Source organism: Streptomyces rectiverticillatus, assembly GCF_013394065.1.
Classification (GTDB): Bacteria; Actinomycetota; Actinomycetes; order Streptomycetales; family Streptomycetaceae; genus Streptomyces; species Streptomyces rectiverticillatus.
On the sequence record NZ_CP040752.1, the window covers coordinates 7,473,609 to 7,488,455 of the forward strand.

At 71.5% G+C, this 14,847-nt stretch carries 11 protein-coding genes and 3 pseudogenes; 3 read left to right on the forward strand and 11 right to left on the reverse strand.

Annotation, left to right across the window (positions count from 1 at the left end; translation table 11 throughout):
• Nucleotides 1-78 precede the first annotated feature (78 nt).
• The 6 genes and pseudogenes from FGW37_RS32395 to pdxR form a co-directional block, all read right to left on the reverse strand.
• Nucleotides 79-486, reverse strand: coding sequence for a DnaJ family domain-containing protein (locus tag FGW37_RS32395; protein WP_179084336.1), 408 nt, complete (start codon nt 484-486; stop codon nt 79-81).
• Nucleotides 487-637: 151 nt separating this feature from the next.
• Nucleotides 638-820: pseudogene (locus FGW37_RS34305) on the reverse strand (hypothetical protein); the annotation flags it as partial.
• 57 nt (nt 821-877) lie between these two features.
• The gene (locus FGW37_RS32400) at nt 878-2,293 is read right to left on the reverse strand and encodes a DEAD/DEAH box helicase (protein WP_179084337.1); all 1,416 of its coding nucleotides are present in this window, start codon (nt 2,291-2,293) and stop codon (nt 878-880) included.
• Between the two features lie 149 nt (nt 2,294-2,442).
• Nucleotides 2,443-3,345: an MOSC domain-containing protein gene (locus tag FGW37_RS32405; RefSeq protein WP_179084338.1), complete on the reverse strand. Its 903-nt coding sequence runs from the start codon at nt 3,343-3,345 to the stop codon at nt 2,443-2,445.
• Nucleotides 3,346-3,364: 19 nt separating this feature from the next.
• Nucleotides 3,365-4,033 (reverse strand): O-methyltransferase, encoded by a 669-nt coding sequence (locus FGW37_RS32410; RefSeq protein ID WP_179084339.1) that lies wholly within the window; start codon nt 4,031-4,033, stop codon nt 3,365-3,367.
• 121 nt (nt 4,034-4,154) lie between these two features.
• Nucleotides 4,155-5,516, reverse strand: a complete 1,362-nt coding sequence (pdxR, locus tag FGW37_RS32415) for a MocR-like pyridoxine biosynthesis transcription factor PdxR (RefSeq protein WP_179084340.1) — start codon at nt 5,514-5,516, stop codon at nt 4,155-4,157.
• A gap of 76 nt (nt 5,517-5,592) precedes the next feature.
• On the opposite strand from pdxR, the gene FGW37_RS32420 reads away from it, so the two are divergent.
• On the forward strand, nt 5,593-6,162 hold the full coding sequence (locus FGW37_RS32420; RefSeq protein ID WP_179084341.1) for a hypothetical protein: 570 nt from the start codon (nt 5,593-5,595) through the stop codon (nt 6,160-6,162).
• A 68-nt stretch (nt 6,163-6,230) separates the two neighbouring features.
• On the opposite strand, the gene FGW37_RS32425 is transcribed toward FGW37_RS32420, so the two are convergent.
• From FGW37_RS32425 to FGW37_RS32445, 5 genes are all read right to left on the reverse strand, one after another.
• The gene (locus FGW37_RS32425; protein WP_179084342.1) at nt 6,231-7,457 is read right to left on the reverse strand and encodes a cytochrome P450; all 1,227 of its coding nucleotides are present in this window, start codon (nt 7,455-7,457) and stop codon (nt 6,231-6,233) included.
• A 67-nt stretch (nt 7,458-7,524) separates the two neighbouring features.
• Nucleotides 7,525-8,778: a cytochrome P450 family protein gene (locus tag FGW37_RS32430; RefSeq protein ID WP_246430690.1), complete on the reverse strand. Its 1,254-nt coding sequence runs from the start codon at nt 8,776-8,778 to the stop codon at nt 7,525-7,527.
• Nucleotides 8,775-11,900 carry an amino acid adenylation domain-containing protein gene (locus FGW37_RS32435; protein ID WP_179084343.1) on the reverse strand — a complete coding sequence of 1,042 codons (3,126 nt, stop codon included), beginning with the start codon at nt 11,898-11,900 and terminating at the stop codon, nt 8,775-8,777. Before FGW37_RS32435 ends, FGW37_RS32430 begins: the two co-directional genes overlap by 4 nt.
• A 164-nt stretch (nt 11,901-12,064) precedes the next feature.
• A complete protein-coding gene (locus FGW37_RS32440; protein WP_246430691.1) occupies nt 12,065-12,535 on the reverse strand; it encodes a pyridoxamine 5'-phosphate oxidase family protein in 471 nt (156 codons plus the stop codon).
• Nucleotides 12,536-13,449: 914 nt separating this feature from the next.
• Nucleotides 13,450-14,109: a hypothetical protein gene (locus tag FGW37_RS32445; RefSeq protein WP_179084345.1), complete on the reverse strand. Its 660-nt coding sequence runs from the start codon at nt 14,107-14,109 to the stop codon at nt 13,450-13,452.
• Between the two features lie 242 nt (nt 14,110-14,351).
• Between FGW37_RS32445 and FGW37_RS33725 the strand changes: the two are divergent.
• Together FGW37_RS33725 and FGW37_RS33730 are read left to right on the forward strand one after the other, a co-directional pair.
• Nucleotides 14,352-14,662, forward strand: a pseudogene (locus FGW37_RS33725) (site-specific integrase); the annotation flags it as partial.
• A pseudogene (locus tag FGW37_RS33730) lies at nt 14,660-14,830 on the forward strand (MarR family transcriptional regulator); the annotation flags it as partial. The pseudogenes FGW37_RS33725 and FGW37_RS33730, both read left to right, overlap by 3 nt.
• Between the last annotated feature and the right edge of the window lie 17 nt (nt 14,831-14,847).

The following is a 14,847-nucleotide window of genomic DNA, read 5'->3' on the forward strand; positions in this document are numbered from 1 at the left end:
GTAGACAGCTCACTCGGCGGACAGCAACGGGGTTTGCCGTCGTCGTCAGTGCCGCCACGCTGTGGCATTTCGCCTGCCCTAGGACGGGTCCTGCCGGTGTTCCCGCCACGTAGTGAGAACGGCCTCGATGTCGTAGGGGGAGAGGTTCAGCGGTGGGCCGGGCGGGGGCATGCGGAGGGTGGCGGTGATCTTGTCGTTGATCTCGGCGACGATCTGCCGCACCTCGCGCTCCGTTCCGGCTTCCACGGCGGCGGCGAGGGCGTCCTCGGCCTCCTTGCGCAGGGCGAGCGCCGGCGGGAGGAAGGAGACCTTCTCGCGCCGCATCTTCTCCTTGATCCACCAGTCTTCGTCGTACGGGCGCTCCAGGCCGGGCAGCGGCTTGCCGAACCCTGGCAGGTCCTTGAAGGCGCCGCGCTGTTCGGCTTCCCGTATCTGGCGGTCGGTCCACGACTCGAAGTCCACGCCACGGGGCTTGCGCTCGGTCACTGCTCGCTCCTCCACCGCTCGGGCCTGCCGTCCTTCCTGTTTCCAGGGTCGCAGACGCGCGGGGCACCGCCCGCCGCCGGGTGGTGAACATCCGCCCGGCGCCCTTCGAGACCAGTGGCGGCCGCCCTCCCGGCCCGGGCAGGCCGGTGGCGGGGGCTCCGGCGTCGTGCATGGTGGGCCAATCGACCACGGGCAGCTCCGGCAGGCCGAGAACGGGTGCGATGAAGGAATTCGCCTCCGCCCCCCAGGTGGTCGCCCACACCAGTTCGTACAGGTCGCTCAAATCCAGAAGCCGGCGGCCGTGGTCGGCGTCGAGCCAGACGCGTAACGGCTTCACGTATGCCCGGGCTTGCCGGTTGCCGCCCGTCGTCAGGGGCCGGGCCAGCGGTTCTCAGCTGCCGCGGCGGACCCGGGCCGCCTTGCGGGCTTCGGCGAGTTTGCGGGCCTCGGTGGCCTTGCGGGACTTGCCGCCGGTGCCGCGGGAGGCGTCCTTGCTGGTGCCCAGGCCACGGAAGGGGGTGTTGGCGTTCTTGGCCCGGGGTACGGCCGGTCCGCCGTCGAGCGGGGTGCCGGAGGGGGCCTTGGCCCCGGTGATCCGGCTCAGCTCCGCCTCACCCGAGCGCACCTTGGTGGTCGTCGCCTCGATGCCGGCCCCGGCCATCAACTGGCTCACCTCGCGGCGCCGGCCCGGCAGCACCAGCGTGACGACGCGGCCGGACTCACCGGCCCGGGCAGTGCGGCCCGCGCGGTGCAGGTAGTCCTTGGGGTCGGTGGGCGGGTCGACGTTGACCACGAGGTCGAGGTCGTCGACGTGCAGCCCCCGGGCCGCGACGTTGGTGGCCACCAGGACGTTGATCTGGCCGTTCTTGAACTGCGCAAGGGTCCGCGTGCGCTGCGGCTGGGACTTGCCGCTGTGCAGGCCCGCGGCGTGCACTCCGCTGGCCCGCAGGTGCCGGGTGAGCTGATCGACCGCGTGCTTGGTGTCCAGGAACAGCAGTACGCGGCCGTCGCGGGCGGCGATCTCCGTGGTGACGGCGTACCGGTCGGGGCCGTGGACGACCAGCACGTGGTGGTCCATCGTCGTGACCGCGCCCGCGGAGGGGTCGACCGAGTGGACGACGGGGTCGTGGAGGTAGCGGCTGACCAGGTCGTCGACGTCGCGGTCCAGGGTGGCCGAGAACAGCATCCGCTGGCCGTCGTGGTGCACCTGGTCGAGCACCTCGGTGACCTGCGGCAGGAAGCCCATGTCGCACATCTGGTCGGCCTCGTCGAGGACGGTGATCCGTACCCGCTCCAGGCGGCAGGCCTTGCGCTCGATGAGGTCGTGCAGGCGGCCGGGGGTGGCGACGACGACCTCGGCCCCGTCGCGCAGCGCAGCGGTCTGCCGGCCGATCGACATGCCACCGACCACCGTGGCCATCCGCAGCCGGAGCGCGTCGGCATACGGCGCGAGCGCCTCGCTGACCTGCTGGGCCAGCTCCCGGGTGGGCACCAGGACCAGGGCGAGGGGCTGCTTCGGCTCCGCGCGCCGCCCGGCCGTCCGTACGAGCAGCGGCAGGCCGAAGGCCAGCGTCTTGCCCGATCCGGTGCGCCCGCGCCCCAGGACGTCGCGTCCCGCGAGAGCGTTGGGCAGTGTGGCCGCCTGGATCGGGAACGGCTCGTGTACGCCGAGCTCGGTGAGCGTTCGCAGTACCGCGGCCGGGAGCTCCAGGTCGGCGAAGGAACCGACCGCGGACACCGTCGGGGTGAGGGGCGCCGGCCGGGCGAGGTCGCCGCGCGAGGTGCCGAGGTGGTCCGGGTGGTTCATCAAGAGCCTTCCGCATCGGGAACGTACCGAGGAGAGCCCGGCAAGGAATGAGCAGCCGATGAACGGATGAACAAGGGAACCGGCCGGAAGGCATCGGTACAGCCGGCCGTCACGGCCGCCAAACGTCTGAGGATAACACAAAGTGACGTTCACTCCGTGGCTACGGTGCTCCCGGTTCCCGGCCCGGCGGGACGCGGCGGCGGTTCGACCGGGCTGTGGGAGGCGTGCTGCTCGGACTCGCCCCATGAGGTGACGGTCACGTCGTCGCCGACGGCGACCTTGCCGGGCCGGAGCACGGAGAGCTTCGTGCCGAAGGCGACTCCGCCCTGGGAGGCCCGCCGGTAGCCCGCGAGGGTGCGCAGTGGTTCCGGGCCCGCCCTCTTCGCCGACTCCTGTTCGATCAGGGTGACGGCGCAGCGGATGGCGAGCTTGGCGTAGCCCAGTTCGGTCGTGCCGATCTTGAGGACGTGGGCCCGGTCCTCGGTATGGGGCTCGGCCCAGCCCTCGATCACGATGTTCGGGCGGAAGCGGTTCATGGGCAGCGGCGCCGAGCCGCGTTCGGCCAGCTTGCGGTTGAGCAGCTCAAGGGTGGAGCGGGAGATGACGTGCAGGGCGCAGCTGTCGGCGTAGCCGGAGGTGCCCGGTGTTCTGCCGTCGGTCACTCGATGGTGCTCCGGCGGCACACGCACCAGACGGCTGGGGGTACGGAGCACGTCGGAGAGCCATGCGGCGGCTGCGCTGCCCTGGTCGATGCCCTGGTAGGCGGTCCCGAACAGGTCGACCGGCCGGCGGGCACCCGAGGTGTCCACGGGCAGGTCCAGTGCCTCGATGTCCGGCGCGCGGAGGATGAGCCGTGCGCCGTCGTCACTGACGGCAGGACGGATCAGGGCCAGCCGGGGGTCCCGGCGCTGGGAGCGGAAGACGCCCTCTTCGCTGATGACCATGAAGCTCCGGTCGTGCGCGAGACCGGCGGGCGTCAGGAAAGCCTCACCGGTTGCCACGCCGGCACATCCCTTGACGGGGTAGTACGACATCTCGACGACGCGGGCCATGCCATGCCCCTCCGGCTCTCTAGCGGGTGACGAGGGCGAGGGCGAAGCCGTCGTGGCCCTTGGCGCCGACGGTCTGGACGGCGGTGGCGGTGAGGCGGGGGTGCTCCGCGATGAGCTCGGTGAAGCGGCGGACACCCTGGATGTGCGGGTCGGCACTGGCCGGGTCGGTGACCGCGCCGTCACGGACGACGTTGTCGCCGACGATGACGCTACCGGGCCGGGTGAGCTTCAACGCCCACTCCAGGTAGGCCGGGTTGGACGGCTTGTCGGCGTCGATGAAGACCAGGTCGAACGGCTCCTGGCCCTCGTCCGCCAGCTGGGCCAGCGAATCCAGGGCCTTGCCGACGCGAAGTTCGACGGTGCGGTCCAGTCCGGCGCGGGCGATGTTGGCGGCGGCTACGGCGGCGCACTTCTCATCGGCCTCAAGGGTGACCAGGCGTCCGTCCGCCGGCAGGGCCCGGGCGAGCCAGATGGTGCTGTAGCCGCCGAGGGTGCCGATCTCCAGGACCGTGCGGGCGCCCTGGAGCGTCGCCAGCAGGTTCAGCAGCTTGCCCTGGTTGGGGGCGACCTGGTGCGGGGGCAGCCCCGCCGCTTCACTGTCCGCGACGGCCGCGAGAAGGGCGTCGTCCTCCTCGACCAGCAAGCCGTTGAAGTAGTCGTCGACGGCGGTCCAGGTCTGCTGGGACACGTGGATTCCCTTTCGATACGCAATGCGTTGCGAAGGCGAAACTACTACGGACGTACGGCAGTCGGCCAAGAGTTTGCTGCAAACAGAAAGCTGACAGCCGGGCCGACGGCCGGGGCGGACCTCAGCCGGGACGGACGTCAGCCGGGGCCATGAGGGCGACGAGGTGGTCGAGCGCTTCGTACGCGGTGGTGACGGGCGGGCGGCTGTAGCCGATGATCAGCCCTTGGCCGCGTGGTCGTCCGTGCCAGAACGGCCCCAGGCCCATGAGCGCGAGCGATCGCGTCCGAGCGTGAGCGATCATCTGCTCCTCGTCGGCGACCGGAAGCAGGGCGTGCAGGCCGGCGGCGATGCCGGTGAGGGGGAGGCCGGCGGCGATGAGATGGTCGCGCCGGCGGCGGTATTCGGTACGGGTACGGCGGATGTGGCGATCGTAGTGTCCGCTGAGGATGAGGTGGGACAGCGCCAACTGGTCGAGCGGCGGTGCTTGCTGGTGGGCGACGCGGTCGGTGACGGGCCGGCTGAGGCGTGGCGGGAGCGCGAGCCAGCCGAGCCGCATGGCGGGGGCCAGGGTCTTGGAGGTGGTGCCCCCGTAGATGACCCGGGACGGGTCGAGAGCCTGCAGGGCGCTGACCGGCTTGCGGTCGAAGCGGTACTCGCCGTCGTAGTCGTCTTCGATGATGTAGCCGTCGACGCGCCGTGCCCAGGCGACGAGTTTCCTGCGCCGGGCGGGGCCGAGGGTGGCGCCGAGGGGGAACTGGTGGGCGGGGGTCGCCAGCACCACGCGGGCCGGGGTGGCGGCCAGTGCGGTGATGTCGAGGCCGTGGGCGTCCACGGGCACGGGGTGGATGGTCAGTCCGGCGTGGGTGACGACCCGACGGTGGACGTCGAGGCAGGGGTCCTCCATGGCGATGTGCCGCAGCCCGAGTTCGCGCAGGGTGGTGGCGAGCAGGGCGAGGGCGTCGGCGAAGCCACTGGTGATCAGGATCCGGTCGGGGCCGGCGGTGACGCCGCGGGTGCGGTTGAGGTAGCCGGCGAGCACCCGGCGCAATTCGGGGCGCCCTTGGGGCTCGCCGTAGCCCAGGACCTCGGGATCGGACCGGGTCGCGGCCCGTACGGCCGTGGCCCACGTGCGGGCGGGGAAGAGCGTGGTGTCGGGTACGCCGGGGCGAAGGTCCCAGCAGGCGGGAGCGGTGGTCCGTGACGGTGCCGGAGGCTCCACCGTGGCCGGAGGACCGTCGCCGTCGCGGGCGACGCGGGTGGTCGCCCCCTGCCGGGTGATGATCCATCCTTCGGCGGCGAGCTGGGCGTAGGCCTCGGTGACGGTTCCGCGTGCGACGGCGAGCTGGGCGGCGAGGGCGCGAGTCGAGGGCAGCGGGTCGGGTGCCCTCAGCCGCCCGGTGCGGATCGCGTGGCGTATCGCGTCCGCCACCGCGGTGTTGAGCGGTAAGGAGGCGTCCTGGTCGAGGTCGAGGTGAAGGTCCATGACTGGTCCAGTCTATGCAGCGTGCACTGGCCCAGGTTGATGGACCAGTCGGCCGGACCGGACCTACCGTGCGAGCATGACTACACAGGAAGCGGTTTCAACGACGAACCAGCGGCCGGCGCAGGTGACGCGGGCCGTGCACCGCCGGATGGAGCATGCGGGCGAGAGCATCGCAGCCTGGCGTACGGTCACCGTGGTGGCACGGCTGGCACTGGCCTCCGGCTTCCTCTCGGCGGTCGCCGACCGGTGCGGCCTGTGGGGAGAGTTCGGCACCGGCAACGTGGCCTGGGGCACCTTCGACGCCTTCGTGACCAATACCGGCACCCTCGCCCCGTACCTGTCCGGAGGGGGACTGCGGGCCGCAGCGGTGGCGGCCACGGTCGCCGAACTCCTCCTCGGCCTAGCCCTGCTGTTCGGGGTGGCGGTGCGCTGGACGGCCTGGCTGAGCGCGGCGACGCTGCTCGTGTTCGGGCTGTCGATGGCCCTGTTCAAGGGCCCGCAAGCGCCATTGATCTTCTCGGTGTTCAGCGCCCTGGCCGCCGCGGCGATGCTCGCCATGGCCCCGCGCGGGGCCATGGCGCTCACCCTGGACCGCCGCCTGACCCGCTATGGCCGCAGCCGCAGCCGCGGCCAGGGGGTTCGGTAACGCGGCACAGCGGTCCCGTACGCCGGGCGCGCCGGCCTTTCGGGGCGGTGCCGGCTTCTACCGCGACCTCACCAGGTGACCGGTATCCCGGCAGGCATGATCGCCATCCGGTTGGGGTGCCAGGGCACCTCCGCCGCCGGTACCGCGAGGCGGATGCCGGGCAGGTGATCGAGGAGGACGCGGAAGGCCGTGTCGGACTGGCGGCGGACGAGGTGCGCGCCGGGGCAGTGGTGGCGGCCGTAGCCGAACCGCAGGTGGGGATTGGGGGAGCGGTCCGGGTCGAAGGTCTCGGGGTCGGAGAACGCCGCCGGGTCGAAGTTGACCGCGTCCAGGGACAGCAGGACCAGATCGCCCTCGTTGACGGAGGCGGATCCGAGCTCGGTGTCCCGGGTGACGTAGCGCGGGATGGCGTTGCCCAGGACGACGCTGCACCGCAGCAGCTCCTCCACGCACTGCGGCATGGTCTCCGGGCGGGCCCGTACCGCGCTCATCACCTCCGGCTTCTGCAGGAGGCTGACTGCCGCCACGCCCAGGAAGCTCGCGAAGTCCTCGTAGCCGCTGACGAACAGCACCGCGACGATGTTGGACAGCTGCCGGTCCGTCAGCCCCTTGTGTTCGGCGTTGAGGTCGGCGAGGCGATCGACCAGGCCGCGCGGCTCGCCGGGGCGGCGGCCGGCCATGTGCTCCTGCATGTGGACACGGATCTCCTCCCAGTTACGGGCGAGCTCCTCCGGCGTGTACGTGACCATCGTCAGGTCCATGTCAGCCCGCCGGGCCAGCCACTCGCGGTCGGCGAAAGGCAGGCCGAGCAGCCGGCACATGCACTGGGCGGCGACCCATTCCGCGAAGTGCCGCTGCAGATCGCCGGGTGAGCCGTCCCGGACCATCATCTCCAGGCCCTCACGGGTGATGTCGGCGACCCAGTCGGCGGGCAGCTCCGGCTGGTTGCGGCCGAGCGCCCGGAGCACCTCGTCGCGCAGCCCGGCCTTCTGCAGGTGGTTCATGGCGTCCAGCAGTTCGGGCGCCAGGATCGGGGCGTCCTGCGCGGGGCTGTCGGCCTCGGCCAGCACGGAGCGCGCGAAGGCCCGGTCCCGCAGCACGTGCTGGGTCAGCTCGTAGCCGGTGACCAGCCACGCCTCCCCGCCGGAGTTGGTGCTGACCCGGGCCACGGGGCAGCGGCCGCGCAGTTCGGCGAGCTCGGGGGCGAGACGGTCGCCCTTGGTGCTGAACGGATAGTGCGGAAGCGGCTCCTCGTGCGGAGCGTCGTCGGTGATGGGCGCCTGTGGTGCGGTCACGTCGTACGAGCCTCTCTTCTGGGGTCGAGCGCGGTGCGGTATTCCGGCGGAAGCGGAACAGGAAGGGTCACCAGCGCACCGGCAGCCGTGCCGGTGCGCGCAGCGGGGTCGTCTCGTCCCAGGGGACCGACTCCGCCGGCACCGCCAGCTCGATGCCGGGCAGCCGCTCCAGCAGCACCTGGACCGCAGTGGCGAGCTGCAGCCGGGTCAGGTGCCCGCCGGTGCATGTGTGCGGGCCGTGGCCGAACGCCACGTGCGCGTTGGGCGACCGGGTGAGGTCGAGCCGGTCGGGGTCGGCGAACGCCTCCGGGTCGCGGTTCGCCGACGCCGGTACGGGGACGACCGCGTCGCCGGCACGGATGTGCTGCCCGTGCAGGGTGAAGTCCTCCTTGGCGACGAGGATGTTGATGGCGTTCATCAGCGGGACGTAGCGCAGCAGCTCTTCCACGGCCGTACCGATGCCTGCCGGCTCGTCCTGCAGCCGCCGCAGCTGATCAGGGTGGGTGAGCAGGGTGAACAGGGCGTTCCCGGTGTGCTGCATGTTGGTCTTGTAGCCGGCCATGAGCATGGTGACGACGAAGCTGACGACGTCGTCCCGGGCCAGCTCGCTGCCGGGACGGCGGCTCTCCGCCAGCAGCAGATGGACGTAGTCCTCGCCCTCGCCCTCCTGTTCCTTGCGGGAGATGAGCTCCGACGCGTAGTCCTGCAGCGCGTACAGCGCCGCCAGCACCTCCTCCATCGACAGCCCGGAGGCGCTGAGCAGGGTGAGGGTGTGCGGGAGGTAGATGTCGCGGTCCTCGTGCGGCAGCCCGACGGTTTCGCACAGCACGCGCAGCGGCAGCGGCTCGACGTACGCGGCGACGAGGTCCGCCGTGCGGTCCGGGGCCCCGGCCACCATCGCGTCGAGCAGTTCCTCCGCCATGGCCCGGATCCGCGGGCCCATGAACTCCAGCCGCCTGCGGCCGAACAGCGGCAGGACGGTGCGGCGCACCCGCTCGTGGTGCTCGCCGGTCATCTCCAGGAACGTCGGCAGGCACGGCGGCGGCGCGTCGTCCCCCTCGCGGGGCGGCCAGGCCGACAGCAGCGGACGCTCCAGACGCGGATCGGCGAAGGCGGCCCGCACGTCCGCGTACCGGCTGATCAGCCAGCCCGTCTCACCGTTGGGCAGCTCAGCCTTGACCACGGGCTGTTCGGTGCGGAGCCGGGCGTAGGCGCACGGCGGTCCGGCGGTGCCGGGCTGCACGGCCGGGACCGGGATGAGGGTTTCGAGGTCGTTTGCAGGGGTTTCGAGTTCGTTCATGGCGGTTTCGAGGTCACTCATGCGATGGCCTCCCCGGAGTCGCCGGTGGGACGGGCGATATAGCCCGAAGTGAAGAAGTAGTCCAGATAGCGGTCGAGGAGGGCGGAGTCGACCGGCGGGCAGTCCAGCCCGCTGCCGGCCAGCGCGGCTTCGGCGTTGCGCCGTCCCAGCACCGGGAAGGTGTCCTTGAGGTACATCTCCTTGACGGACATGTCCGCCGTACGGCTGCGGTCGACGCACAGGGACACGAACGGGGCCGTGGCGCTCGTCGGGTGCTCGGCGACGTGCCGCACCAGCTTGCCGACCCACTGCGCATACGGCAGCGTCCGCAGGGGGAAGCCCGCCGCGCGCATCCGGTCCAGGACGTCCGACAGCATCGCCGGGCGGGGGTTGGTGAGATGGTAGACCCGCCCGTCGGCCGGCCCGTTGACGGCGATGTGGACGATCGACTCGGCGAGGTAGTCCACCGGCACGAAATCCATGGGCAGCTCGATGTCGGGGGCCAGCCCGGTCTCGGCGATCGTCTTGAACAGCGAGCAGATGGCCGTCTCGGTATTGCACACGCCGTGCGTCCGGTCACCCGTCACTTCGTACGGCCGGTACACCGCCACCGGCAGACCCTGCTCCGCCGCCTGCTGCAGCACCCCTTCGGCAACCCACTTGCTCTCGGCGTAGCCCATGGTGAGCCCGTCCGCGTGGGCCAGCGGCAGGTCCTCGTCCACCTCGCGCGCCCCTGCCGGTCCGAACCCGGCGACGACGGCGACGGTCGAGACGAAGTGCACCGGCACCCGGCGTGGTGCCGCGATCCGGACGACCTCCCGGGTGCCGTCCACATTCGCCGGGCGCAGCTCCTCGTAGGGGTAGAGGAAGTTGACCCGGGCGCCGTTGTGCACCACCAGGTCCAGTGTGCGGGCCAGCTCGGCCCTGTCCTCATCCGGCAGACCCAGCCCCGGTTCGGTCAGATCGCCGGGGAAGCACTCCACGCGCTGCCACGCGGCCTCGTCCGGGTGCAGGCCGTAGCGGGCGAGCGCGGTGCGCACCCGTCGTTCGGCGTGCGTCCGGCTCGACGCCCGCACCGGGCAGTGGACACGCGCCGCGGTCGAGCGCAGCAGCCGGTCCAGGAGGAAGGCGCCGACGAACCCCGAGGCGCCGGTGAGCAGGACGTTCCGCGGGTCCCCGGGGCGCGGGGCCGGTCCTTCGGCGGGCGGGAGGTCGAAGCCGAGCCCCGTCTCTTTCTCGAAGTCGACGGCCGGTCCGGCCGTCTTCATGGAGCCGCCGCGCGCCGCCGCACGTACGGCCGCCGCGAAGCTCTCCAGTGCGGGCGCGGCCAGCAGCGCCCTGATCAGGCCGGAGCCCAGGGAGGCGTCCAGGCCCAGGACGGCGAGGGTGCGGGTGACGGTCTCGGAAGCGAGCAGGGAGTCGCCACCGAGGAGGAAGAAGTCGTCCCGGGGCGCGGGCCGCACGCGCAGCACCTGCTGCCAGACGTCGGCGAGGACGTCGAGCGTGCCGTCGGTGTGCGTCCCGTCGGCGGGGGCGGGGGCGGGGGTGGCTTCGAGGGCCGGGGCAGCGGCCTTGAGCCGGGCGCGGTCCACCTTGCCGCCGCTGGTCACCGGGAAGTGGCCCACGGGCACGAGCACCGGGACGGCCTGCGGCGGCAGCCACTGCGCACAATACGCGCGTAGATCCGGCAGAGGGAGAGGCCGGCCGAGCTCGGCAGCGGTGACGTACGCGGTCAGCGCCCCCTCCTCGCTCTCGACGACGGCCTCGCCCACCGCGGGGTGGGCCCGCAGCCGCGCCTCCACCTCGTCCAGTTCGATGCGTATGCCGCGCAGCTTCACCTGACGGTCCAGCCGTCCCCGGTACTCCAGCAGACCGTCGGCCGTCCACATCACCCGGTCGCCGGTCCGGTACAGCAGCCCGTCCGGCTCCACCGCAGGTATCGATACGAAGCGCTCGGCGGTCAACCGCGGGTCGCCCAGGTAGCCCAGGGCCAGTCCGTCCCCGCCGACGTACAGCTCGCCTTCCTCGCCGGGTGCCGCGAGCGAGCCGTCCGCCCGCAGGACATGGCAGACGGAGGCGCCGAAGGGGCGGCCCAGGGGGACGTGCGTGGCATCCTCGGGCAGCGGGCGCAGCACGTGGGCGGTGGAGACCACCGAATTCTCGGTCGGACCGTAGAAGTTGACCACCGTGGTGCCGGGGCAGGAAGCGAGGACAGCGTTCGCCAGCCGCGGGTCCATCGCCTCGCCACCGGCCGAGACGAACCGCAGCCCCGAGAGCGCCTCGGGGCGGGTGCGGGCCACGAGATGGAAGACGCTGGTCGTCAGGTAGGCGACCGTCACGTCCTGCGTGCGGAGCAGCTGCTCCAGGGCGGGAGGCGAGAGGAGTTCCTCCCGGTCGGCGATGACCAGGCACGCGCCGGTGATCAGCGCGCCCCAGATCTCGATCGTCGAGGCGTCGGAGGACAGCCCGTAGGCGTGCAGGACCCGGTCGTCCGGCCCCGGCGGCGGCAGTTCGGGCTCGGACAGGACGAGGCGCACCACGCCCCGGTGCGGTATCGCCACCGGCTTGGGCCGGCCGGTCGTGCCGGAGGTGAAGACCACGTAGGCGCGGTCGGTCGCGGACGGGGTGCGGGCGGGGCCCGCGAAGGGTCCCGGGGCGCCGGCGCCGTCCTTGTCGTCGAGCCCGATGTCGTCGAGCCCGATGTTCACGCGCAGCCCGCGCACCGGGCGTGCGCTGCCCGGCAAGGTCACGGCGGCGCGCAGTCCGGCGTCTTCCGCCATCGCCCGCAGCCGGGCCGGCGGCAGGTCCTCGTCGAGCGGTACGTATGCGCAGCCGGCCTTGAGGATGCCCAGGAACGCCACCAACGCCTCCAGCGAGCGGCTGCCGCGCACGCCGACCAGGTCGTCCGGCCCGACACCCTGTGCGAGTAATCGTTTCGCCAGGGCGTCGGAGCGGGCGTCGAGTTGCCCGTAGGTCAGGGTGCGCTTCCCGTGCCGGGCCGCCGGTGCGTCGGGCCGGGCGGCCGCCTGAGCGGCGAACAGTTCGGTCAGGCTGCGGTCCCGGGGGTAGCCGGGTGGGGGCGCGCCGTCCGCCAGGGATGCGGGGCGGGGGAACAGGGACGGCGAAACGGTGGTGTCGGTCATCGTGTTTCTCGGGTCCTTCTCGTTCGGACTGTGTGCGGGGTCGTGCGGGGTCGTGCGAGGGTGTACGGGGGCGTGCGGGGTCATGCGGTGTCGTACGGGACGGCGGCGTTCAGCGGCCGGGGGCGGCTGTCGGTGGTCGACTGCTGGTGGTCGACCACCGGTGGTCAGCCGGCGTCGGCTCCGGCGTCGGCTCCGGCGAAGTCGGCGGCGAAGGCGGCGAAGTCAGCGGTGCGCCAGCGCTGAGGGCGCATGCGGAAGACGATGTCGTCCTTGAGCTGGTCCGAGGTCGCCGCCAGGTAGTCGCGCGCCTCGTCGGGGTCCAGATAACGCCGGGCCAGAGCCTCGCGCACGGCCGGGTCGACCGGGTCCTCGATCGAGGTGACGGGGCCCTCGACGCTGACGTACCGGTACGGCCGCTGCTCGTCCTGCACGCAGAGGCTGAACCGGCCCGCGGCGCGCAGCAGCCGGGCCTTGACCGTCTCCCGGCCCGTCTCGACGACGATCTCACCCCCCGGCTCGTAGCCGTACCAGACCGGCACCACCAGGGGTGCACGGTCGCCGCCCCGGGGATCGGTGACGCCCAGGACGCCGATACGGGGGGCGGCGAGGAATCGTTCGCGTGCGTCGTGCGGCATTGCGGGCAGCATGAAGTGAGCTCCTGTTCGGGTGATGGGGATGGGGATGGGCAAGGCTGAATGCCTGTGAATGCAGGGAGGGGGAGGGGGGAGGTTCTCGAAGGCGCTCCCGGCCCGGTGCGGTTTGTCGGCTGTATGGAGCGCCGACAGATCAGCCGCCGACCCTGTAGGGCCTGAGTCTCAACGGCCGGCAGCTCCGTACCACTACACCCACACCCGGTACGTGGCCACGCAGGACGGGGACCGGAGTCCGGACCGCTGCCCCTCGTACTGCCTGCTCAAGGGGTTTCCAGGTGCCACCTACGCGTACTGTCACAGAAGCCTAGCCTTCGAACTACAACAGACAGGGAAGAATAGGGAGGATGCGTGATGTACTTGAAGGAAGCTCTCATACCTGGCGCATCTCTGATCCACTCTGCCCGGCGTGCAGCACGTGGCACAACCACGCCTGACGGGTATGGCTGATGGGCTACGGGTCTTGTCTCGGTGGGCTTGCGCAATCGACCGTGATCGGTTCCGCGTGAAAAACCACCCTGCTGGTGACCGTGCGTGGTCGCCGGGAGCATCGGAGCAAGGGCCGTGCGTCGGAAAGGATCGGCCCGTATCGCTATAGGGCGTTCCACCGTTCCTTACAGCCTGTCACCATGTCTTCGGGGCGCTGTCCGTTCTTCGGTTCCGGCTCAGGTTCTGCGGACCGGTCATGGTGAGTCAGTTTTCGGGGCCGGCAGCCATGTGCACCGTCACCGTCGCCCGTGAAGGCGTTCGCCGGGCCTGCCGGATGTGACCCGCCGGAGCTGCCCCCCTCGGCCTTGACTGCAACAGGCCCTCATCAGCATCCGACGCGTCGCTTGCGCATGCGCAAGCGCGTACGCCCGCACAGCCGGCCGGAACGCACATGACGCGCAACGGTCCGCTCAGGCCTCGGCTGCAGTCGTCTCCGTGGCTGCCTCGGCCTCAGGCTCCTTTGCCGGGCCTGCTGTGTCCGGCGCTGCATCTCCCTCGACCGCGGGCGCGGTGTAGAACACAGAACCCTGCTTCCGCTCGCGCTCCAGGCGCCCCTTGGCAACGAGGGCTTCCACTGTGCTGCGTACCACCGGGCCACTCACGACACGCTCCGGGTGAGCCTGTCCCAGCTCCTTGACGATCTCGCTGACCATACGCGGCTGACCGTGCTGGGCGAGAACGCCGAGAATCAGTTCACCCAGCGTGGGCCCGTCGCTCTTCCTGGCACGCGCGCCCGGTGCCGCCTGCTCCGTGCCCACGCTCCCGGCCTGCGCCGGCTTCTTCCGGCGGCCCGGGGAAGCAGCTGACCTCTTGGCCCGACGCGCCCGTGGTACGGCTCCTGCAGTCTCAGTGCTTCCGGCCGCCCTGTCCGGCTTCCCGGCCGCCTCTCCCGGGCCCTCCTGCTGCCCGGCTACCGTGCTCCGCATGCTCGACAGCCACGCGTGCTCGGTCTCCAGCGTCTGGAGGCGAGCACGGAGAACTTCCTGTTCCTTCTCGTTCTTCTCCAGGTCAGCTGCGAACTGCGCTGCATACTGAGCCTGGATGTTGGCGCCGTCCATCTCGTCGGTCATGACCGCTCCCTCACCTGGACTGGTGTATTGCTGCGGGATGTTACCCACCCAGGCGCGGTAGCAGCACCACCTGCCGCACAAGTAGACCCGTCGCCACGTCTCACTGCGGCTCCAATGGGATGCAGCGGGGGCCTGTTGGAGCCGCGCTGGATGGGGCAAGCGCGGGGGTTCAAGTGCCCATCGCACGGAGTCCGTAGCGCATGTGCGATGTTGACGGTCTGCCTGTGGCGGCTCGGGGGCTGAGGAAGCTCAAGGGCCGCACCCGCGGACCGGAGTTCGTCACCCACCGCCGTCCGGGGCCGGGCAAGGTCGTCAGCCAGCCCCCGCGACGTCTGCCCGGACACCGGGCTGGCCAGGCTGTCGTATGGGCAGGCCCGAGCACCGCTGGACGAGCACACTGCCCTCCGCGGTCCCGGTACGGGTTGTGACCCACCTCGGCGAGCAGGGCTCGTCGCTCCTGATGCTCATGGCGAAGTCCCGGCACAAGAAGCCGGAGAACGTCCGCCGCTACTTCAAGCCGCCCCCAGAGGCGATCGCCGAGCTCACGAGCCTCGCGGTCGATCGCGCGGTGGCTCCGCTGGGCCTCACCCACGCGTAGTACTCACTGGTCGCGTCGCTGCACGGCATGCAGCGCGCCGGCGAGCGGCCCAGTCAACGCCGACTCGCCGACCACACCGGCCTGGAGGCGCTGTACGTCTCGAAGCCGGCGCGCGCCCCGGAGATCCGGCCGGGACAGCG